Below are 20,840 nucleotides of genomic sequence, written 5' to 3'. Positions count from 1 at the left end.
GGGGTTGCCCCATGTTGAAAAAAAATGAGCATATCCGCCGATTCTCGTGTACAGATTTCGCCAGAAAGACCCGTTGACTGCCGGAGCCATTTTTCGCCGTCCATGACCAATTCCCAAACTACTGACGATTGTCCCGAAACCAGCTGTGGCTTGGTGCATTCCTCGCTAGCCTCGGCTGACGCGGGCGCGTGCCGTGTCATTCGGGACCTCACCCTTTTGTTTGAAATATCGCAGACCCTCGAAGGGAGCCTCGATATCCGGCGCGTGCTGCGCCATGCGCTAAAGCAGATGGTCCACGCGCTGGGTCTTCGCCGGGGCGCTGTTACCATCGTCAACCGGGCCACGCAGGAGCTCGCGGTCGAGGAAGTCGGCGACAACGGTTCGACCGACGGCGGCGTCCTGGGCGGGCCCCGCGTCAAGGAACTGCTGCAATGGGTCATCGACAGCGGCAAACCGCTCACCATCGCCAACGTCGCCGCCGACGAGCATTTCGAGGCCGAGGAAGGGCCGCGCACCTTTCCCGCCATATCGTTTTTGTGCGTCCCGGTCCGCTCCGGTCAGCGCATCATCGGCACGCTAAGCGTCGAGCGCGCCAGCTCCCTGGGCGAGAATTTCGACCGCGACCTGCGGATGCTCTCCATCGTCGCCTCAGTCATCGCCCAGGCCGTCAGCCTCCGCCAACAGGCCGAGGAGCGCGTGGCCGAGCTGCGCGACGAGAACGACCGCCTCCAGGAGCAGATCCGCAACCACTTCAAGCCGGGCAACATGGTGGGCAGCTCCAGCTCGATGCAGAGCGTATACAATCATATCGAGCACGTAGCCAACTCCAAAACGACCGTCCTCATCCGGGGCGAAAGCGGCGTCGGCAAGGAACTCGTCGCCCACGCGCTGCACAACGGCAGCCCGCGCCATGGCAAAGCCTTCGTAAAGGTCAACTGCGCGGCCCTGCCGGAGTCGATCGTCGAGAGCGAGCTTTTCGGCCACGAAAAAGGGGCCTTCACCGGGGCCATCGCCATGCGCAAAGGGCGCTTTGAACTGGCCGACGGCGGCACGCTGTTCCTGGACGAAATCGGCGACCTCACGCCGTCCACTCAGGTCAAGCTCCTGCGCGTGCTCCAGGAACATGAATTCGAACGCGTTGGCAGCCAGACCACCCTCAAGTGCGACGTCCGCGTCATCGCCGCCACCAGCCGCGACCTTGAAAAGCTGATGGAGGAGAACCTCTTCCGCTCGGATCTCTACTACCGCCTCAACGTCTTCCCGATCTACGTCCCGCCGCTGCGCGACCGCAAGTCAGACATGCTGCAACTGGCCGACTACTTCGTCGAAAAATACAGCGCCGAGAACGAAAAAAAGATCCAACGCATCTCCACCGCCGCCATCGACCTGATGATGCAATATCACTGGCCGGGCAACGTGCGCGAACTGCAAAACTGCATCGAGCGGGCCGTCCTGCTGTGCCAAGGCGACGCCATCCAGGCCCATCACCTGCCGCCCACGCTGCAAGCCGCGAGCCCGTCGGAGAAACCGGCCAATGGAACGCTGGAAACAGCGGTAGCCGCGCTCGAACACGAAATGATCGTCGCCGCGCTCAAGGAAACCCACGGCAACATGGCCGGGGCCGCCCGGCAGCTCGGCGTCAGCGAGCGGATCATGGGCCTGCGGGTCAAGCGCTACGGCGTCGAGATGGATCGGTTTAAATCCTGACGCCGGGAGGAGTTCCCAATCTCCGATTGGGAACGTCCTCTGTCCGCGAATCTCCGATTCGCAGCGGTGAGGGGACTCTGAAGATTCGTGACGAGACCCCCGCCTCTAGGCGTCCGTTATGGCTCTCCCCTAATACCGCCACTTGCCCGCCGAGGCGTCGGAAAGCACCGGCACCTCATTGGTCATATACTGCGTGCGGCCCACCGCGCCCCACATCCGCTGGCCCGTCCGGCGGCGGAACTTCTGGCTCATGCTTTCGCCCGTGTGGCAGCCCCAGCTCTTCACGTAAGCCTTCGACTCGAACGCCTGCGGAGCGATCTGCCAGAGCTCGTCCTCGTGAATCCAGACCTTCGAGGCGCTGTCGATCTGGTTGGAGTAATCGAACATCCAGCATGCCTTATTCGAGTGGCCGAAGTACTCGAAATCGGCAACCTTGACCCGGTCGCGCGGCTGTCCGGCATTGAGATAATTAAGCACCTCCTCCGCCGAGCGGAACCAGCGCAGCCGAACCCCAAGCGCCTTCGCGCGCGTGCTAATGTCGCCCAGGTAATCCTTGCCGTCCTGCTTGCCGCGGGTCACATAGGAGGGCTGGTAGACGAACCACACAATGTCCTTCGGGCTCGCCCCTTCCGCCTCAAGCTGCGAAATGCGCACCTCGGCGGCCCGGATGAAATTCTGCCACCAGAGGTCGTGCGGCGGATTCTTCCACTTTTCCCAGATCATCAGCGAGGGGCCTCCGCTTAAGATCACGTATTCCCGGGCGGCCGAGGGCCCCTCCGGGGAGCTGGCCAGCAGAGCCGAAGCGCCCAGGAACGATGCGAAAAAGAGTGCGATAAGGGATTTCATAGGGTGCGCCTTTTGCGCCTATTTGCGGTTAAAAACTCGGAAGCGATTCGTTTCGGATGAGGTCATCCGGCGTCTGTCGCGTGCGGATCGTGGCCACTTTATCGCCCTTGACCAGGAGTTCCGGCAGCAGCGGACGCGAGTTATAGTTGCTCGACATCGTAGCCCCGTAGGCCCCCGTGCTCATCAGCGCGATCAAGTCGCCCTGCTCCAGCGGCGGAAGTTCGCGCTCCTCGGCAAAGAAATCGCCGCTCTCGCAGACCGGCCCCACCACATCGACCTTCTCCAGCGCCCCGGCGCGTTGCGTCACCGGCACGATCTCGTGGAAACTCTGGTAAAGCGCCGGGCGAATGAGATCGTTCATGCCCGCGTCAACGATCACAAACTTCTTAATGTCCCCCGCCTTCACATACTGCACGCGCGCGAGGAGCACCCCCGCGTTGCCGACCATGAAGCGGCCCGGCTCGACGAGGATTTTCAGCCCCAGCGCCTTGAGCTTCGGCACCACCGCCTCCGCATAGCCCTCCAGCGTCAGCGGCTTTTCATCCTTCGCCCACCAATCCGTCGTCCCCGAGGCGAGCGACGGGTCGTAGACGATCCCCATGCCGCCGCCGATGGAAAAGTATTCAATGCCGTAGAGCGTCTTGAGCTTGCAGACCAGCGGCTGCATCTTCTCCACCGCCTCGGCGAACGGGCCCGCCTCGGTAATCTGCGAGCCGATGTGCATCTGCACGCCGCGAATCTTCAGGTTCGGCAGCTTGGCCGCGTTGGCGTAGACCGCGAACACCCGCTCAAAGGCGATGCCGAACTTGTTCTCGCTCTTGCCGGTCGAAATATACTTGTGCGTGTGGGCGTCCACATCCGGGTTCACGCGCACCGCAATGGGGGCCTTCACCCCGAGCTGCCCGGCGATCGCGTTAATCCGCTCCAGCTCCGCCTCGCTCTCCACATTGAAGGCGAAAATGCCGCGCTCCAGGGCATCGCGAATCTCCGCCTCCGTCTTGCCGACCCCCGCGAACGTACACTTGGCCGCGTCGCCCCCAGCCTTCACCACGCGAAAGAGCTCCCCGCCCGAGACAATGTCAAACCCGGCGTTTTCCCCCGCCAGCAGGCTCAGGATGCCGATATTGGAGTTGGCCTTCACTGCGTAGCAGATCATGTGAGGCACCTCCGCGAGCACCTCATCAAGGCGGCGATAGTGGCTCAGGATCGTCGATGCGGAATAGACATAGGCGGGCGTGCCGGTCTCGGCGGCGAGCCGGGCCAGGTCCACGTCTTCACAGAAAAGGGTTCCGTTGCGGTACTCGAAAAAGTGCATGGTGGCGCCCAATGTAGAGGCACCGCGGCCTCGGAGGCAACCCCGCATTCCGGCAAAAATACCCCGCTAGCCAAGGGCCACTAGGCGGGGAAAAAAAGGGCCCATCGGCAGGGGCACCCGATTTTGGCCAACATTTTACGCGGATTGGGGAGGGTGGAATTGTATTGACTGACAGTCAGTCATATTGGAATTTAGGCGCATGTATCCGGGCTCTCCTTGTGAACGTGAGGAAGGCGGGCGTATTCTCCCTCTCATTCGATTCGGAGGATGCATTCAAAAAACTGCAAACCCCCTTGTGAAAGTTTTCACAAAGAGCTTGCCTTTCCATGGACCGGCTGTTTGGATTCGCGCCTTCCGCGACCGTTTATTCTGAGATGAACCCTATTTTGACATACCTTCGAGCCGCCCAACGCATTGGGAAGACAGGCCTCCTGGCGCTCTGTGCCCTGCTGTTCATGACCGGCGCAGCCTGGGCCGAAACGCCCGCCGCGGAGCACGCCACCGAGCACCACGAGGAAGCCCTCCCGCAGGGCGCCCCGCTCCTGGTCGATACCGTCATCCATAACGTGCCGCTCATCCACGACCTGCCGATCAAGGTCAACAACTCCATGGTCATCACCTGGGTCGTGATGCTCGCGCTAATCATCTCCGCGCAGGTGGCCATGCGCAAAGTCAAAGACGTGCCGGACGGCGCGCAGAACTTCTGGGAATGGGTCGTCGAGAGCCTCTACAGCTTTCTCGAAGGCATCATCGGCAAGCAGCTCGTCAAGAAGACCTTCTGGTTTTTTGCCACCGTCTTCATCTTCATCCTCGCCCTCAACTGGTTCAGCCTGATTCCCGGCGTCGGCACCATCGGGTGGGGGATTCCCGATCCGTACTCCGGCGTCGTGACGCACATCACCCGGCCCATTCTGCGCGGCCCCAACGCCGACCTGAACATGACCATGGCCATGGCGTTGACGTTCTTCTTCTTCTGGATCGTCTGGGCGCTCCAGGCCAACGGCCCCGGCGGCTTCATCATGCACCTCTTCGGGCCCAAGGGCGATACCAAGGGCTTCATGAAAGTCCTCATGGTCATCGTCTTCATCTGCGTCGGCTTCCTGGAAATCGTCTCCATCCTCTTCCGGCCGATTTCGCTCAGCTTCCGTCTCTACGGCAACATCTTCGCCGGTGAAAACACGCTCGAAACCATGGCCACCCTCGGCGGACCCTGGTTCGGCTGGCTGCTCCCGCTGCCGTTCTACTTCCTGGAAATCCTCGTCGGCCTCGTCCAGGCCATGGTCTTTATGCTTTTGACGGCCGTCTTCACGCTCCTCATCATGCCCGAGGAGGGGCACGGCCACCACTAAACCCTTTATCCCCTTTCGCACGCCGGACCGTGGGCAACCTGCGGAGGCGGGCGAGACAACCCAAAACCAAACAACACTATGCTCCCTATCCTTGCAGAACTGACCGGCAACCTTCACGTGGGTCTCGCGGCCCTCGGCGCGGCGCTTGGCGTCGGCTTCATCGGCATGAAGGCCTCTGAAGCAGTCGGGCGCAACCCCGGCGCGGCCACGCCCATCCTGGTTCAGGCCATCCTGAGCACGGCCTTCGCCGAAGGCATCGTTTTCTTCGCCATTTACCTGGTGGCCAAGTAAAACCCTTCCCGGGTGCGGGGGCTAACGGCCTTCGCACCCACCCCGTTTTCGTAAATTTCTATGTTACCTTTACTCGCAGAAGCAGGCGGCGGCCTTGGGCAATCCATCCGGGAAACCGGAGAGGCATTCGGCTTTAACTGGCCGCTGCTGCTTTCCAACATCGTCAGCTTCCTGATCGTCTGCGGCCTGCTGCACCGCTTCGCCTACAAGCCGATCCTGAAAGTCCTCGAACAGCGCCGCCAGCGCATCGCCGAGAGCCTTGAGAACGCCGAAAGGATCAAGGTCGACCTCGCCCAAGCCGAGAAAAAGCGCTCCGAGATCCTCTCCCGCGCCAACGACGAAGCGCAGAAAATGATCACCGAAGCCCGCGCCTCTGCCAACGCCCTTGCGCAGACCCGCGAACAAGCCGCCATCGCCGAAGCCGAGCGCATCGTCCTCCAGGCGCGCGAAGCCACCAAGCTGGAGCACGACCGGATGCTCTCCGAGCTTCGCAAAGAAGTGGGCCGCCTCGTCGTCGACACCACCGGCAAAGTCACCGGCAAGGTGCTGACCGTCGAAGACCAGAAACGCCTCAGCGAAGAAGCCGCCCGCGAAATCGCCGCCTAGCTAGCCCATGAAAGCCCCCAAGGAAGCCCGCAAACTTTCCCGCTCGCTCTTCCGCGTCAGCTTCGCCAACGGGCGACTGGATCGGGCCCGCGTCGAAACCGTCCTGAAAACCGTCGCCGCCCGCCCCCCGCGCCACGCCTTGAGCGTCATGCGCAACTACGAAGGGCTCGTGCGCATGGAGCTTGCCCGCCGCCACGCCACGATCGAGAGCGCCACCCCGCTGGACCCCGCCGAAGCCGCCCGCATCCTCGGGGACCTGCAAACCCGCTTCGGGGACGACATCACGCACGAATTCAAAGTCACCCCCGCCCTCATCGGCGGCATCCGCGTCCAGCTCGGCAGCGACGTCTGGGACGGCAGCGTCCAGGGTCGCCTCGAACTGCTGCGCAGCAAGCTCTAGCCCCCCCTTTCTCAAACCCCAAAACCACTTTCCCAACCTTCTTCTTTCCCAAATGAGCACCATTCTCCAAGACATCGAATCCCAAATCGCCGGACTCAAGACCGCCACCGTCCAGACCAACACCGGCGTCGTTCGCGAATCGGGCGACGGCGTGGCCAAAATCGAGGGCTTGAGCGACGTGATGCTCAACGAAATGATCGAATTCTCCGGCGGCCTCTATGGCCTCGCCCTCAACCTCGAAGAGAACGAAGTCGGCTGCATTCTCATGGGCGACTCCACCGGGGTCAAAGAAGGCGACATCGTCAAGACCACCGGCCGCCTCCTCTCCGTGCCCGTCGGCAAGGGCCTCCTGGGCCGCGTCGTCGACGCCCTGGGTCGCCCGCTCGACGGCAAAGGCCCTATCCCGTCCGACATCCTCTACCCGGTTGAAAAAATCGCCCCCGGCATCATCAAGCGCAAAGGCGTCAACCAGCCCGTCCAGACCGGCATCATGGCCATCGACGCCATGATCCCCATCGGCCGCGGCCAGCGCGAACTCATCATCGGCGACCGCGCCACCGGCAAGACCACCATCGCCATCGACACGATGATCAACCAGGCCCGCATCAACAAAGCCAACGCGGGCAAAGAAGGCTTCCGGCCCATCTACAGCATCTACGTCGCCATCGGCCAGAAGAACTCCAACATCGCCCGCGTCCTCGGCGTCCTCCAGGAAGCAGGCGCGCTCGAATACACCGTCATCGTCGCCGCCGCCGCCTCCGATAGCGCCACCAACCAGTACATCGCCCCGTTCGCGGGCGCGGCCATCGGCGAGTGGTTCATGGACAACGGCATGGACGCCCTCATCATCTTCGACGACCTCTCCAAACACGCCGTCGCCTACCGCCAGGTTTCCCTCGTTTTGAAGCGCCCCTCCGGCCGCGAAGCCTACCCCGGCGACGTCTTTTACCTCCACAGCCGCCTCCTGGAGCGCGCCGCCCGCGTCGACGAAAAAAACGGCAACGGCTCACTCACCGCGCTCCCCATCATCGAGACCCAGGCGGGCGACGTCTCCGCCTACATCCCCACCAACGTCATCTCGATCACCGACGGCCAGATCTACCTCGAAACCGACCTCTTCTACCAGGGCGTGCGCCCGGCCATCTCCGTCGGCCTCTCGGTGAGCCGCGTCGGCAGCGCCGCACAGATCAAAGCCATCAAACAAGTCGCGGGCAAAGTGAAAGGCGAGCTGGCCCAGTTCCGCGAACTGGCCGCCTTCGCCCAGTTTGGCAGCGACTTGGACGCCGCCACCAAAGCCAAGCTCGACCGCGGTTCCCGCATCGTCGAACTCTTCAAACAGCGCCAGTACAACCCGATGCCCGTCGAGAACCAAGTCGCCGTCCTCTGGGCCATCCAGAACGGCCACATGGACGACGTCCCCGTCGACCGCGTTAAAGAGTGCCAGGCCAAGCTGGAGGAATTCCTTACCACCCGCAAACCGAAGCTGCTGGAAACCATCAAGACCGCCGGTTCCATCAGCAAAGAACTCAACGACGAACTCGCCGACACCCTCGTCGAATTCAAATCGACCTGGCGCTAACCCAACCCCATGGCCGCTAACACCCGAGACATCCGGCGCCGGATCAAATCGATCAAGAACACGGCGCAAATCACCAAGGCGATGCAAATGGTCGCCTCGGCCAAGATGCGCAAAGCCCAGGGCGCGGCCCTTGCCGGACGGCCCTACTCCGAGCTCATCAACAAAGTGCTCGTCTCCGTGCAGCGCCACGCCGACGTCACCCTGCACCCGCTCCTGGAGATCCGGCCCGTCAAACACGAACTGGTCATCGTCATCTCCCCCGACAAAGGCCTCTGCGGCGCGCTCAATACCAACCTCTTCCGCGAAGCCAACACCTTCGACCCCGAGACCACCAGCTTCGTCGCCGCCGGTCGCCGTGGCCAGCAGCACCTTGCCCGGCTTCGGCGCAAACTCGTCGCCGACTTCCCCGTCCCCGACCACCCCACCCTCAAGGACACCAAGATCATCTCCAAATACTGCATCGACCAGTTCCTCGCGGGCAAAGTCGATAAAGTCACCGTCCTCTACACCAAGTTCATCAACACCCTCGTGCAGAAGCCCGTCACCCGCACCCTTCTGCCCATCAGCCCCTTTGAACTTCCCACCGCGCCGAAGCCGGAAGCCACGGCAGAGGTCCCTGCGGAAGGCGAAAAACCGGCCGAGGGCGAAGCCGCCGCACCCGGAGCCGCCTTTGCCGAAGACGCCCAGAGCGACTACCTCTTTGAGCCCAGCCCCATGGAAGTCTTGGGCAGCATCCTGCCGCACTACCTGCACTTCCAGATCTACCAGATGATCCTCGACGCCCGCGCCTCCGAGCACAGCGCCCGAATGGTCGCCATGAAGAGCGCCACCGACAACGCCCAAACGCTCATCAAGGATCTTACCCTGGAATACAACAAGATCCGCCAGAACAGCATCACCACCGAACTCCTCGAAATCTCCACCGCGCAGATCGCGCTCGGCTAGAACCACCTCTCTCCCTTTCCCAAGCATGAACACAGGCACCATCGTCCAAGTCATCGGTCCCGTCGTGGATGTCGATTTCTCCGCCACCGGGCAGCTCCCGTCCATCTACAACGCCCTCGAAGTCGAGTACGAAGTCGGCGGGCAAAAACACCGAGTCGTCCTCGAAGTCCAGCAGCACTTGGGCGAAGGGTGGGTCCGGGCCATCGCCATGTCCACCACCGAGGGTCTCAAGCGCGGCATCACCGTCACCGACACCGGTGCCCCCATCAGCGTCCCCGTTGGCGAAGGCGTCCTCGGGCGCATCTTCAACGTCACCGGCGACGCCGTCGACGAACGCGGCCCCGTCAACTTCACCAAGCGCTACCCCATTCACCGTAAAGCCCCGGCCCTCGTCGACCAGGAGACCAAGGCCAACATCCTCGAAACCGGCATCAAGGTGATCGACCTCATTTGCCCCTTCACCAAGGGCGGCAAAGTCGGCGCTTTTGGTGGCGCGGGCGTCGGCAAGACCGTCGTCATCATGGAGTTGATCAACAACATCGCCAAAGGCCACGGCGGCTATTCCGTATTTGCAGGCGTCGGCGAGCGCACCCGTGAAGGCAACGACCTTTACAACGAAATGAGCGAATCGGGCGTCATCAACCAGAAAAACCTGGCCGAGTCCAAAGTCGCCCTCGTTTACGGCCAGATGAACGAGCCCCCCGGAGCCCGTCTCCGCGTTGCCCTCTCGGCCCTCTCCATGGCCGAGTACTTCCGCGACGAAAAGAACCAGGACGTGCTCCTCTTCATCGACAACATCTTCCGTTTCTCGCAAGCGGGCGCCGAAGTCTCCGCCCTCCTCGGGCGCACCCCGTCCGCCGTCGGCTACCAGCCGACCCTCGCCGCCGAAATGGGTGATTTGCAAGAGCGCATCACCTCCACCAAAGCCGGTTCCGTTACCTCCTTCCAGGCCGTCTACGTTCCCGCCGACGACCTCACCGACCCGGCCCCCGCCAACACCTTCGCCCACCTCGATTCCACGATCGTTTTGGAGCGCTCCATCGCCGAGCTCGGTATCTACCCCGCCGTCGATCCGCTCGCCTCCACCTCCAAGGCCCTCGCGCCCGAGATCGTCGGCGAGGAGCACTACAACGTCGCGCGCGGCGTCCAGCGGGTGCTGCAAAAGTACAAGGATTTGCAGGACATCATCGCCATCTTGGGCATGGACGAGCTTTCGCCCGAAGACAAACTGACCGTCTACCGCGCCCGCAAAATCCAGCGTTTCCTGAGCCAGCCTTTCCACGTCGCCGAAATCTTCACCGGCACCAAGGGCCAGTACGTCTCCATCGCCGAGACGGTGCGCGGCTTTAAGGAAATTCTCGAAGGCAAACACGATGACGTGCCGGAAACGAACTTCTATATGAAGGGCGGCATCGATATGGTGAAGGTGTAACTGCCCGCTAAAAAACCATGGCCAACACACTACGGCTCGAAGTCGTCACCCCGCTGGAAAAGGCCTATTCGGACGATGTCCAAATGGTCGTCCTTCCCGGCGTGGAAGGGGAGATGGGCATCTACCCGATGCACATCCCTGTGATGACCGACATCAAACCGGGCGAACTGAAGATCGTTAAGGACGGCCAGGAGAGCGACTTTGCGGTGGGCGAGGGTTTTGCGGAAATCACGCCGACCCATGTCACGATTCTTACTGACATGGCGATCTCTGTTTCTCTCATCGACGAACACGCTGTTGAAGCGGCCGTCGCGCGAGCCGAGGCGGCCTTGCGCCAGACGGAAGCCTTGAGTGCCGAGGAGATTGCCACCACCGAGGCGAATCTCCAAAAATCGCTCATCCAGCTCAAGCTCAAGCGGCGCGGGAAATCGGTGTAGTAATTCGACCGCGCCCGCCCGTTTCGCGCTAACGTGCTCCATGCGCTCGTGCCCAATCTCCAGATTGGGCACGTCCTCTGTCTGCGAATCTTTGATTCGTCCCGCCCCCGAAAATACGCTGCGCTGTTTTCGGGGGAGCAAGGCGGGGTTACGGATGATTGGATGCGCGGGTTTGGACTGAGTGCGCCGCTTGCAAGGTGGTGTTTTTGCCCGCCTTGCTCTCAGATTGGGAGGCGCTGCCTCCCAAACCCTCTGCCAAGGGGCGTGCCCCTTGGATCCCGTCTCGCCTACGGCGCGATTGCCCGCACGGTCTGTGGGCTGGGCAGTCCCCACGCTGCCCATTTGCGCAGATACTCGGCCCACGGGAGCAGCGCGTAATGGGGCTGCTCTTCCGCACGTAGCCAGCGCATTAGCTCGACGAGGTTCTCGCGCGACATCGTTGTGCAGCCCCACGTCGGCCGGTCCACCCCTCGCCGCGTGTGAAAGAAGATCGCGCTGCCCGCCCCAACCACCGGCGCATCCGCATTGTGCCGGATCTCGATCAGGTACCGGTACGCCTCGTCATTGTGGCGCATCTTCTGGCTCTCGAACCACGGCGGCGGATTGTTCACATTCACCGTCACATGGCGGTTGTAGAGCTTCGGCAGCTCCGGGCTATCCACCCAGGCATCCGCCTCCGTCACCGTGTGGAAGGGGTAGTTGGCCCCCTTGGGAAGCGCGGCATCGTAGGTATAAATCGTCCCGATCTTGAACACCCCCGCGGGCGCGCGGGCATCGCGTTCCACCTTGTGCGCCCCCGGTTCCTCCGACCCCAGCACCCCGAGCCCCCAGATCAGCCCGTTTTTGCCAAAGAGCACCGGCACCGGCCCCAGAGCAGGCTTCCAGGTCCCGTCCGCCTGACGGTCGAGCGCGAGCAAGCGGCCGTGCATCGAATTCCAGCCCGGCGCAATACTCACCACCAGCTGGCGAACATTAACCGGCAACGAATCCGCCGCGCAAAGCGGCAAAACGGGTATCAACAAAAGGGCGAAAAAAGAAACGAGAAAGCGCATGAGAGAGAGACGGCAAATTTTACACCATTCCCCACCGGATCAAGCCTCATTTGCCGGGTTTGACTTGGAAAAACGCCAGGCGTAATCTCCGAAGCCATGGCCCTCCGGAAAATTCAAGGATTCACGCTGACCGAGTTGCTGGTAACGATTGCGGTAATTTTTGTTTTGTTTGTTTTGCTTGGAGGGACTGGTACCCATTGTGGTTCGTCTTTGATAAAAGGCCAATTGATTCAGGCCGTGAACAACGCCCGGCAAATCCACATTGCCACATTGTCGATGGTCAATGATGGTCAAGCCAACGAGAACACGGCATTGGGCTGGCCCGGGGACCTCAAAGCCCACGGCAAAATCCAAAACATCCAGGATTTCGTGGCGATTTTGGTGAAGGAGGATTACCTCAGGCCGAGTGATTTGAAGGTATTTGCCGCCGCCGGAATCCAATATTACACCCCTAGCGATCCCAACGGAACCTACACTCCTCCTTTTGAGGACAAAAACAGCGCATTTAAAGTTTACCTGATCCGGAAAGACGCCCCTGAAAAAGAAGTCTTCCTGGCGACGAAAAACTACACCTACGACACCTCGCTAAACTCAAAAGCCAAGCCCTTTGGCGAAGACGGGTTCGTGATCGCCCGCAAAGCCGGGGATGTTTCCATGTACAAGAAACAGCAAATTCACAACCTAGAGCTCATCGGCTCGCTCCCCGGCGGCGGCACCGTGGAGAGCGCGTCAAACTGCCTTAACCCCTAAATCCCTTTCTGCTTTTTTCCTGAGTTCGTGAGTTCTGATAAAATTTCCTTCTTTCACAGAAAAATTGCGACGGGTGGAAAACCGGTGCTATCTTTTCAGAGTGAATCAGCGGCTCATATCTGAAATTGGCAAAAGCCAGCGCCTGCGCGTCGTCAACCGGCTCAAGCGGAGCCAGGGCATGAGCGTGGGCGAACTCGCCGAAGCCCTCGAAATGAGCTACATGGGCGTCAAACAGCATTGCATCGAGCTGGAACGCCTCGGCTACCTCGACACCTGGCGCAAGCCCAAGCCCGCCACCAAAGTCGGCCGCCCCGAGATGGTCTACCGCCTCACCCGCAAAGCGTCCGACCTCTTCCCCTCCACCAGCAACGCCACCACCCTGGGCCTGCTGGACGCCGCGCAAACCCTCTACGGCACCGCCGCGCCCGAAAAACTCCTCTACCTCCTCTTCCAGAAGAAAACGCAAGACTACCAGGCCCAGATCCGGGGCGAAACGCTCCAGGAACGCGCCGAAGCCTTCGCCGCCCTCCGCGAAGCCGAGGGGTGCATGACCGAAGTCGAGAAAGAGGGTTCCTCCGTGCGCATCATCGAGCACCACAGCCCCGTTGCCGACCTCCTTGCCGCCTATCCCGACCTCCTCTGCCGCTTGGAGCAGGAAATGTTCAGCACCGTCCTGGGCAGCCCCGTTCGGCGCATTCCCATGGAGGTTTCCGGGCTTTATTACTGCGTTTTTCAGGCAGGGTAGGGGGCTCCAGGGTAAATGCTGTGTAAAAAACACTTGCCCAAAGGCCCACAAGTCCCTAATTTTCACGCCCTCATGCCTAAGCCAATCGCACGTCGCAAGACGAAGAAGGCCGTGGCCAAACGGTTCAAAATCACCGGGACGGGCAAAGTGCTCCGCTCGCAGGCTGGCAAACGCCACTTGCTCCAGAGCAAGAGCGCCAAGAGCAAGCGTCAGCTTGCCAAGTCCGCCCTGGTTGACAAAACCGACGTGGCTCGGATTAAAGAGAACATGCCCTTCGCGTAAACCACGCGAAAGGCTTGCCGTCCACCCACCTGGTTTCGAAAAAGAAACCGTATCAGCGAGCGAGGTCGGGGGGACATTTACAACAAATAACAGCACGCTGAAAGAAAGGTAAAACAATGCCAAGAGCAACTAATGCTCCCGCCAGCCGCGAACGGCGCAAGCGGGTGCTAGACAAGGCCAAGGGATTCCGCGGCCGCCGCAGTAAACTGTTCCGCTACGCGAAAAACGCGATCATGAAAGCGGAATACTGGTCGTACCGCGACCGGAAGGCCCGCAAACGTCAATTCCGCGTCCTCTGGATCGCCCGTCTCAACGCCGCCGCCCGCGCGAACGGCATCACCTACAGCCGGTTGATCGAAGGCCTCGTCGCCAGCGGCAACCAGCTCGACCGTAAGGTGCTTGCCCAGATCGCCGTCTCCGACGAACCGACCTTTGTCGCCCTCGTCGAGAAGGCCAAGGCGGCCCTCGAGAGCAAGAGAGCAGCGGCCAAGACCGCGTAAAGCGACCTATCATCATTTCCGGCCAGCGGTGGTAACCCCTCCACCCTGGCCGTTTTTTTTCTTTTCTCCGCGTCCCCCCCCGTCTCTAGCTCTTTCTAAAAATATGGCCGGCCTCATCATTCGTCCCCGTTCGCGCCTCTTTCACGGCCACGAATGGGTCTACTTCTCCGAAGTCCTCAAAACGTTCGGCAACCCCGAGGACGGCTCCGTCGTCTCGCTCAAGGACGGCAAGGACCGGCTCCTGGGCTCGGCCATTTACAACTCCAAATCCCAGATCGTCGCCCGCCGCTTCTCGCGCCAGCGGCAGGACCTCGACGCCGACTTTTTCATCCGCCGCGTCCGGCAGGCCCTCGAATACCGCCAGCGCCGGGGCATCAACCCGCGCCTGGGCCGCATCATCTGGAGCGAAAGCGACGGCCTCCCCGGCGTCATCGTCGACCGCTACGGCGACGACCTCGTCCTCCAGACGCTCACCCTGGCCATGGACCAGCGCAAAGGGCTCATCGTCGACGCCCTCAAGGAAGTCTGCGCCCCCCGCGCCATCGTCGAGCGCAACGACGCCCCCATTCGCCGCGCCGAGGGCCTGGAGCCCACCGTCGGCGTGCTCCTGGGCGAAGTGCCCGGCGCGGTGCCCATCGAAGTCCTCGGCCTGAAATTCGAGGTCGACCTCCTCCACGGCCAGAAAACCGGCTTTTACCTCGACCAGCTCGACAACTACGCGGGCGTGGCCCCGTGGGCTGCCGGGAAACGCGTGCTCGACTGCTTCTCCAACCAGGGCGCCTTCGCCCTCGCCTGCGCCAAAGCCGGGGCCGCCAGCGTCCGGGCCGTCGAAATCAGCGCCGACTGCGTGGATCTCATTCGCCAGAACGCCGCCCGCAACGGCCTGGCCGTCGATGCCATCGCCGCCAACGTCTTCGATGACCTCAAGGAACAGGAGCGCACCGGGGCCCAGTACGACCTCATCGTGCTCGACCCGCCGTCGTTCACCAAATCCAAGGAAAAGCTCGGCGACGCCCTGCGCGGGTACAAAGAAATCCACCTCCGCGCCCTCAAGCTCCTCGCCCCCGGCGGCATGCTGGCCACCTTCTCCTGCTCCCACCACGTCAACGACGAGCTTTTCCGGGACGTCATCGCCGATGCCGCCGTCGATGCGAAGAAAACGCTGCGCCAGCTCGTCCGTTTCGGCCAAGCCGCCGATCACCCCGTCATTTTGAATTTGCCGGAGACCGAGTACCTGCGCGGCTACCTTTTCGAACTGGCTCCGGGTAGATAAAAACTCGCGCCTGGGTGATAATGGGTGTCTAGTGGGTGGAAAATGCAGGTTTTTTCACCAGCTCAGTGTTTTGGATACGTCGCCTTCGTGCTTGGCACGACCGCGTTCCTCCAGAAAAAAGACAAACGCCTTAAATTCTTCAACGGAGTCCAGTCGATCGCCTACGCCATCCATTTTGCCATGCTTGGCGTGCCGCCCGCGTCGACCAGCTCGGCGATTTCCAGCGTCCGTTCGCTTCTGTCGATCAAGTTCCGCTCGCCCTGGCTGGCCGCCTTCTTCATCAGCCTCAATGTGGCCTTTGGCCTGGCCATCGCCAAGCACCCCTCGGGGTGGATCCCCATCGTCGGCACATCGGTCGCCACCTACGCCGTCTTTTGCCTCAAGGGCATCCCGATGCGCGTCGGCTTTTTCATCGGCACCGTCTGCTGGCTCACAAATAACATCCTGAGCGGCTCCATCGGCGGCACCGCCCTGGAGCTGGTCATCGGGAGCGCGAATCTCTCCACCATGGCCCGGCTCATCCTGGACCTGAAAAAACAAAACCGGGAGCGGATCGCTCCGCCCCCGGAAGTTGAACTCGAAGCCTAGCTGCCCAGGCTCCGTTGCCTTAAAGCGTCTTTTTTAGAACGCCCACGTCACGCCCGTGGAGACCACTTGGCGCTCAAAGTTGCGGGTCGTCGGGTTGGTGATGCCGTAGACTTGGTCGTTGGCGTCCTGGTCCCAGACGTAGGCGATTTCACCGGTGAGGTTCTTGGTAAAGGCGTATTTGAACCCGGCCGATGTAGTGTAGAGCCAGTCGTTGCGGTAGGTGGTCGGCTTGTAGTCCGACTGAGACACCCGGAAGCCGAGCTGGAGCTGCAGCTTCTTGGTGAACTGATGGCGGTAGCTGCTGTCGATCTGGCTGTCCATGTAGGCATTCTTGCCCGTGCTCGAAACCCAGTTCCAGCGCTTGTACTTCAACACCAGGACGTCGCTCTTGGTCGGAGTGATCGTCACGCTGCCTTCGGCGTAAACATCCGTCGGGTTCGTGTCGATGAGGCCGTCGGCCTTAATGCCGTTATTATACGGGCGCAGATCGGTGTAGGTGGTGAACTGCGGGCCCACTTGCGCCTCGACCTTCAGCCATTTGACCGGGTTGCCTTCGTAGCCTGCCAGGATGCGCTGGTAGTCGTTGGTGGAGTTTTGGGCGTCCCACGGCAGGGCCTGCTGGTACTGGTGGCCGTAGCGGTAGCCGAGGGTCAGGGCGTTGTTCTTATTGAGGTAGTAGCCCACGTCCGCGCCGCCGTTGATGTCATAGCGGTCGACGTAGTTCATGTAGTTGTACGTCTTGCTGACGTTCAGGAACGTCGTGTCGAGGTTGTAGTATTGCAAGGAGAGCGCGGGGCGCACGAAGACGGTGTCCGAATCGAACTTCACCGTCGCCTTCAAGCGGTCCTGCACCTGGTCGCGGCGTTCGCGCGTCGTGCTGTTGCAGAACGAGCTGTAGCCGCCGGGGTAGATCAGCCCGTCGTGGCTGCCGTCGATGGCCGTGAACGCGTTGTCGATATTCGCCTTCACCGCGCCGTTGTCCGTCTTGAGCACCGTCGTGAAGCGGTGGGCCGTGTAGTCCTCGCTGGACTGGTTGTGGTACTGGACGATGTCGGGCATGTAGCCGAAGGCCAGCGTCTTGATCCAGCCGCCGTCATTCCAGAGCTTCGCGAGATCCACGCCCACCTTGGGCGAAATCGTCGTGACCCAGGAGGGGCGGTTTTTCAGGGCGACGTCCAGGTTCGAGGGCCAGGTGGCCGGGTAGAAGCGGGAGTCGGCTCCGGCGGCGTAGACATTGCTGTCGTAGCTTTCACGGACGCTTACGGAGAGGTCGGTGAGCCAGGCGGGCTTTTCCCAGATGACCGGGGCGGTTTGGACGCTGGTTTTGCTCGCTGCGTCTCCCGCCAATACGGGAGAGGAGAGGGCAATAGCCAGGATGACAGGCAGGTGGCATGCAGGTTTTAGTGGGTCCATTTGTATGGTTGTTGTGTAGAGGGTTTTGGGTTGGAAAACCGACGTTCGGCAATTAGCAGACGCCGTGCCAAACGCCATAATGCATTGCCTGACAGGGAAATCAGTGTTTTTCCTTAGTTGGGCGCGTAAAGTATTTACGACAAAACGTTAAAAATACTACACGAATGTAGCCTTCAGTGTTCCAAAATGTAGGACTTGACGGCCCCGCTTGTCTCCGGCTTCTCTTTACTGGAAATTCTTTGCCGCAAATGCTCTAATCCGCCTTCCCTTTCCCGTATGAACGACCAAATCAAGTATTTGCTGCAAGAATCGGACATCCCGACCACCTGGTACAACCTCGCCGCCGATCTGCGCAATCCCCCCGCTCCCGTCCTTCACCCCGCCACGCACGAGCCAATCACCCCGGCCGACTTGCTCCCGATCTTCCCGGAGAACATCATTGCGCAAGAGGTTTCCACCGAGCGCGAGATCGAGATCCCCGGGCCGGTTCGCGAAATCTACAAGCAATGGCGGCCCTCGCCCCTCTTCCGGGCCCGCCGCCTGGAGAAGGCCCTCGATACCCCTGCGCGCATTTACTACAAATACGAAGGCGTAAGCCCCGCGGGCTCGCACAAGCCGAACTCGGCCATCGCGCAGGCCTATTACAACAAGGTCGCGGGCGTCAAACGGCTCGTCACCGAGACCGGCGCGGGCCAGTGGGGCTCGTCGCTGGCCATGGCGTGTAACTTCTTCGGCCTCGCCTGCGAGGTCTACATGGTGCGCGTCAGCTACAACCAGAAGCCCTACCGCCGCGCCATCATGGAGACCTTCGGCGCGAAAGTCACCGCCAGCCCCAGCCCGACCACCGAGGCGGGCCGCGCGCTGCTGGCGAAGAACCCGGAAAGCTCCGGTTCGCTCGGCATGGCCATTTCCGAGGCCGTCGAAGTCGCCGCCAAGGACCCGGATACCAAGTACGCCCTCGGCAGCGTGCTCAACCACGTGCTCTTGCACCAGACCGTCATCGGCAAAGAGGCGGCCCTCCAGATGAAGCTCGCCGAGGACGAGCCGGATATCGTCATCGCCTGCACCGGCGGCGGCTCCAACTTCGGCGGCATGGCCTTCCCGTTCATTGGCGAAGTCCTGCGCGGCGAACGCCAACCGCTGCGCATCGTCGCCGTCGAGCCCGAGGCCTGCCCGAGCCTCACCCGGGGCCGCTACGCCTACGACTACGGCGACACCGCCCACCTGGCCCCGATCACCAAGATGCACACTCTGGGGAGCACGTTCGTTCCGCCGGGCTTCCATGCGGGCGGCCTGCGTTATCACGGCATGGCCCCGCTGGTCAGCCAGGTCGTCGAGGAAGGGCTGGCCGAGGCCACGACGGTCGCTCAGCTGGAGTCGTTCGCCGCGGGCGTTCAGTTTGCCCGGGCCGAGGGGATCGTCCCCGCGCCCGAGTCCAACCACGCCATCGCCGCGGGCATCCGCGAAGCGCTCAAGTGCAAAGAAGAGGGGATCTCCCGCGCCATCCTGATCAACGTCTCCGGCCACGGCCACTTTGACATGATGGCCTACCTCGACTTCATCGGGGGCAAGCTGCAAAACTACGCCTACCCGGAAGAAGAGATCGCCATGGCCCTCGCCGGGCTCCCCAACGTGGGCGACGTGTAGGAAGCGGACTTTTCACAAGCCCGTGAATAATATTGAGGCTGGGGCGTCTTACTTGAGTTCAATACTCATGAAAACCAGTCTTTTACTTCTATTCATCCTCACCTCCTCCTTGTTTACCGGCTGTATTGTCGTTGCCCGTCCTGCTCGGCCGGAGGTGGTGATTGAGCGGCGTGGCCCGGCTCCCTACCGGACCGCAGTATGGGTTCCCGGCGAGTGGGTATGGCGGCGCCACCATTGGGTGTGGGTGCGCGGCTGCTGGCGGTAAACGCGCAGGCCAATCGGCTTTAACAAAAAAGGCACGAAAGCGAAAATGCTCTCGTGCCTTTTTAAATTTTCGGGTCAGCGCCGCGCTTACATGTGCTTGATGATCTCGGTGCCGAATTCCGAGCACTTGATCTCGGTTGCGCCTTCCATGTTGCGGGCGAAATCGTAGGTCACGCGCTTGGAGGCGATAGCCCCGTTGATCCCCTTGAGGATCAGGTCGGCGGCTTCGTTCCAGCCGAGGTAGCGGAACATCATTTCGCCGGAGAGGACCACTGAGCCGGGGTTCACCATATCGCGGTTGGCATACTTGGGCGCCGTGCCGTGCGTGGCTTCGAACACCGCGTGGCCCGTCACGTAGTTAATGTTACCGCCGGGAGCGATGCCGATGCCCCCCACCTGGGCCGCCAGAGCGTCAGAGAGGTAGTCGCCATTAAGGTTCAAGGTCGCGATCACATCTACATCCTGCGGGCGGATGAGCACGTTTTGCAGCGTGATGTCGGCGATCATATCCTTAAACACCAGCCCCGCGCCGCGTTTGCCCTCGGGGATCTTGCACCACGGGCCGCCGTCGATCTCCTCCGCGCCGTACTCGTTCTTGGCCACCTCGTAGCCCCAGTCGCGGAAGGCCCCTTCCGTGTACTTCATGATGTTGCCCTTGTGGACAAAAGTCAGGCTCTTGCGGCCCTGCTCGATGGCGTATTCAATCGCCGCGCGCACGAGGCGCTCCGTGCCCGGTTTGGAAACCGGCTTCACGCCCACGCCGATCAACTCCGGCGCTTCTTCGCCGAAACGGACCTTCGTGAAGTCCTTCGGACAGCGGTTCTTGAGCCAGGTCAGTAAATCCTTTGCCTCGGACGAACCGGCGGGCCAGTCGATGCCCGCGTAAATGTCTTCGGTGTTTTCGCGGAAAATCACCATATTGACCCGCTCCGGGTGCTTGACCGGCGAGGGGACCCCGGCGAAATACTGCACCGGGCGCAAACAGACGTAGAGATCGAGCATCTGGCGCAGCGCCACATTGAGCGAACGGATGCCGCCGCCGACAGGCGTGGTCAGCGGGCCCTTGATGCCGACCAGGTATTCGCGGAACGCATTGACCGTGTCGTCCGGGAGCCAGTTGTCGAACTTATCCTTGGCCGTCTGCCCGGCGAAGACCTCGAACCAGGCGATCTTCTTCGAGCCGTTGTAGGCCTTGGCCACCGCCGCGTCGAGCACGCGCTCGGCCGCCGCCCAGATGTCCGGGCCCGTGCCGTCGCCGCGGATGAAGGGAACGACGGGATGGTCGGGAACCGTCAGTTTGCCGTTCTGAATCGTGATTTTTTCCCCGGCGGGCGGGGTGACGTCTTGGTATGCCATAGAAAGGTACAAAAGTTAAAAGCCCGGGCGGGATTAGAACAGAAGGCGGGCGGCCAAGTCGAA

The 20,840-nt window shown here is 61.5% G+C and carries 22 protein-coding genes and 1 pseudogene; 18 read left to right on the top strand and 5 right to left on the bottom strand.

The window, feature by feature from the left end:
- The first annotated feature begins 102 nt into the window (after positions 1-102).
- Positions 103-1,707: a sigma 54-interacting transcriptional regulator gene (locus B2828_RS16570; protein WP_479634886.1), complete on the top strand. Its 1,605-nt coding sequence runs from the start codon at positions 103-105 to the stop codon at positions 1,705-1,707.
- 129 nt (positions 1,708-1,836) lie between these two features.
- On the opposite strand, the gene B2828_RS16565 is transcribed toward B2828_RS16570, so the two are convergent.
- Positions 1,837-2,553: a hypothetical protein gene (locus B2828_RS16565; RefSeq protein ID WP_479634885.1), complete on the bottom strand. Its 717-nt coding sequence runs from the start codon at positions 2,551-2,553 to the stop codon at positions 1,837-1,839.
- A 28-nt stretch (positions 2,554-2,581) separates the two neighbouring features.
- Positions 2,582-3,868, bottom strand: a complete 1,287-nt coding sequence (gene lysA, locus B2828_RS16560) for a diaminopimelate decarboxylase (RefSeq protein WP_479634884.1) — start codon at positions 3,866-3,868, stop codon at positions 2,582-2,584.
- A 386-nt stretch (positions 3,869-4,254) separates the two neighbouring features.
- On the opposite strand from lysA, the gene atpB reads away from it, so the two are divergent.
- From atpB to atpC, 8 genes are all read left to right on the top strand, one after another.
- Positions 4,255-5,217 (top strand): F0F1 ATP synthase subunit A, encoded by a 963-nt coding sequence (gene atpB / locus B2828_RS16555; RefSeq protein ID WP_479634883.1) that lies wholly within the window; start codon positions 4,255-4,257, stop codon positions 5,215-5,217.
- A gap of 78 nt (positions 5,218-5,295) precedes the next feature.
- On the top strand, positions 5,296-5,508 hold the full coding sequence (locus B2828_RS16550) for an ATPase (RefSeq protein WP_479634882.1): 213 nt from the start codon (positions 5,296-5,298) through the stop codon (positions 5,506-5,508).
- 60 nt (positions 5,509-5,568) lie between these two features.
- Positions 5,569-6,114, top strand: coding sequence for a F0F1 ATP synthase subunit B (gene atpF, locus B2828_RS16545; RefSeq protein ID WP_479634881.1), 546 nt, complete (start codon positions 5,569-5,571; stop codon positions 6,112-6,114).
- A 7-nt stretch (positions 6,115-6,121) separates the two neighbouring features.
- Positions 6,122-6,514 carry a F0F1 ATP synthase subunit delta gene (locus tag B2828_RS16540; protein ID WP_479634880.1) on the top strand — a complete coding sequence of 131 codons (393 nt, stop codon included), beginning with the start codon at positions 6,122-6,124 and terminating at the stop codon, positions 6,512-6,514.
- Between the two features lie 52 nt (positions 6,515-6,566).
- A complete protein-coding gene (gene atpA, locus B2828_RS16535) occupies positions 6,567-8,093 on the top strand; it encodes a F0F1 ATP synthase subunit alpha (RefSeq protein WP_479634879.1) in 1,527 nt (508 codons plus the stop codon).
- A gap of 9 nt (positions 8,094-8,102) precedes the next feature.
- Positions 8,103-9,038, top strand: a complete 936-nt coding sequence (atpG, locus tag B2828_RS16530) for an ATP synthase F1 subunit gamma (protein WP_479634878.1) — start codon at positions 8,103-8,105, stop codon at positions 9,036-9,038.
- A gap of 25 nt (positions 9,039-9,063) precedes the next feature.
- The gene (atpD, locus tag B2828_RS16525) at positions 9,064-10,470 is read left to right on the top strand and encodes a F0F1 ATP synthase subunit beta (RefSeq protein ID WP_479634877.1); all 1,407 of its coding nucleotides are present in this window, start codon (positions 9,064-9,066) and stop codon (positions 10,468-10,470) included.
- A gap of 17 nt (positions 10,471-10,487) precedes the next feature.
- Positions 10,488-10,907: an ATP synthase F1 subunit epsilon gene (gene atpC / locus B2828_RS16520; RefSeq protein ID WP_479634876.1), complete on the top strand. Its 420-nt coding sequence runs from the start codon at positions 10,488-10,490 to the stop codon at positions 10,905-10,907.
- Between the two features lie 287 nt (positions 10,908-11,194).
- Here atpC and B2828_RS16515 read toward each other — a convergent pair whose 3' ends face one another.
- Positions 11,195-11,929, bottom strand: a complete 735-nt coding sequence (locus B2828_RS16515) for a L,D-transpeptidase family protein (protein WP_479634875.1) — start codon at positions 11,927-11,929, stop codon at positions 11,195-11,197.
- Positions 11,930-12,055: 126 nt separating this feature from the next.
- On the opposite strand from B2828_RS16515, the pseudogene B2828_RS16510 reads away from it, so the two are divergent.
- From B2828_RS16510 to B2828_RS16480, 7 genes and pseudogenes are all read left to right on the top strand, one after another.
- Positions 12,056-12,130 (top strand): annotated as a pseudogene (locus tag B2828_RS16510) (prepilin-type N-terminal cleavage/methylation domain-containing protein); the annotation flags it as partial.
- Between the two features lie 66 nt (positions 12,131-12,196).
- A complete protein-coding gene (locus B2828_RS16505; protein ID WP_479635085.1) occupies positions 12,197-12,709 on the top strand; it encodes a hypothetical protein in 513 nt (170 codons plus the stop codon).
- A 100-nt stretch (positions 12,710-12,809) separates the two neighbouring features.
- On the top strand, positions 12,810-13,454 hold the full coding sequence (locus B2828_RS16500) for a helix-turn-helix transcriptional regulator (protein ID WP_479634874.1): 645 nt from the start codon (positions 12,810-12,812) through the stop codon (positions 13,452-13,454).
- A 72-nt stretch (positions 13,455-13,526) separates the two neighbouring features.
- Positions 13,527-13,736, top strand: a complete 210-nt coding sequence (rpmI, locus tag B2828_RS16495; RefSeq protein WP_479634873.1) for a 50S ribosomal protein L35 — start codon at positions 13,527-13,529, stop codon at positions 13,734-13,736.
- 116 nt (positions 13,737-13,852) lie between these two features.
- On the top strand, positions 13,853-14,236 hold the full coding sequence (rplT, locus tag B2828_RS16490; protein WP_479634872.1) for a 50S ribosomal protein L20: 384 nt from the start codon (positions 13,853-13,855) through the stop codon (positions 14,234-14,236).
- 103 nt (positions 14,237-14,339) lie between these two features.
- Positions 14,340-15,509, top strand: coding sequence for a class I SAM-dependent rRNA methyltransferase (locus B2828_RS16485; RefSeq protein ID WP_479634871.1), 1,170 nt, complete (start codon positions 14,340-14,342; stop codon positions 15,507-15,509).
- Positions 15,510-15,551: 42 nt separating this feature from the next.
- Positions 15,552-16,097, top strand: coding sequence for a YgjV family protein (locus tag B2828_RS16480; protein WP_479634870.1), 546 nt, complete (start codon positions 15,552-15,554; stop codon positions 16,095-16,097).
- A 33-nt stretch (positions 16,098-16,130) separates the two neighbouring features.
- Here the strand turns inward: B2828_RS16480 and B2828_RS16475 are convergent, their stop codons facing one another.
- Complete coding sequence (locus B2828_RS16475) at positions 16,131-17,510, bottom strand: hypothetical protein (RefSeq protein WP_479634869.1); 1,380 nt, start codon at positions 17,508-17,510, stop codon at positions 16,131-16,133.
- A 276-nt stretch (positions 17,511-17,786) separates the two neighbouring features.
- Between B2828_RS16475 and B2828_RS16470 the strand changes: the two genes are divergently transcribed.
- Together B2828_RS16470 and B2828_RS16465 are read left to right on the top strand one after the other, a co-directional pair.
- On the top strand, positions 17,787-19,157 hold the full coding sequence (locus B2828_RS16470) for a TrpB-like pyridoxal phosphate-dependent enzyme (protein ID WP_479634868.1): 1,371 nt from the start codon (positions 17,787-17,789) through the stop codon (positions 19,155-19,157).
- A 67-nt stretch (positions 19,158-19,224) separates the two neighbouring features.
- Complete coding sequence (locus B2828_RS16465) at positions 19,225-19,422, top strand: YXWGXW repeat-containing protein (protein ID WP_479634867.1); 198 nt, start codon at positions 19,225-19,227, stop codon at positions 19,420-19,422.
- An 86-nt stretch (positions 19,423-19,508) separates the two neighbouring features.
- Here the strand turns inward: B2828_RS16465 and icd are convergent, their stop codons facing one another.
- Positions 19,509-20,777 carry an NADP-dependent isocitrate dehydrogenase gene (icd, locus tag B2828_RS16460; RefSeq protein WP_479634866.1) on the bottom strand — a complete coding sequence of 423 codons (1,269 nt, stop codon included), beginning with the start codon at positions 20,775-20,777 and terminating at the stop codon, positions 19,509-19,511.
- Positions 20,778-20,840: the final 63 nt, after the last annotated feature.

The organism is Spartobacteria bacterium UBA695 (assembly GCA_002298145.1).
Classification (GTDB): domain Bacteria; phylum Verrucomicrobiota; class Verrucomicrobiia; order Chthoniobacterales; family Chthoniobacteraceae; genus UBA695.
This window is presented reverse-complemented; position numbering and strand designations above follow the sequence as displayed.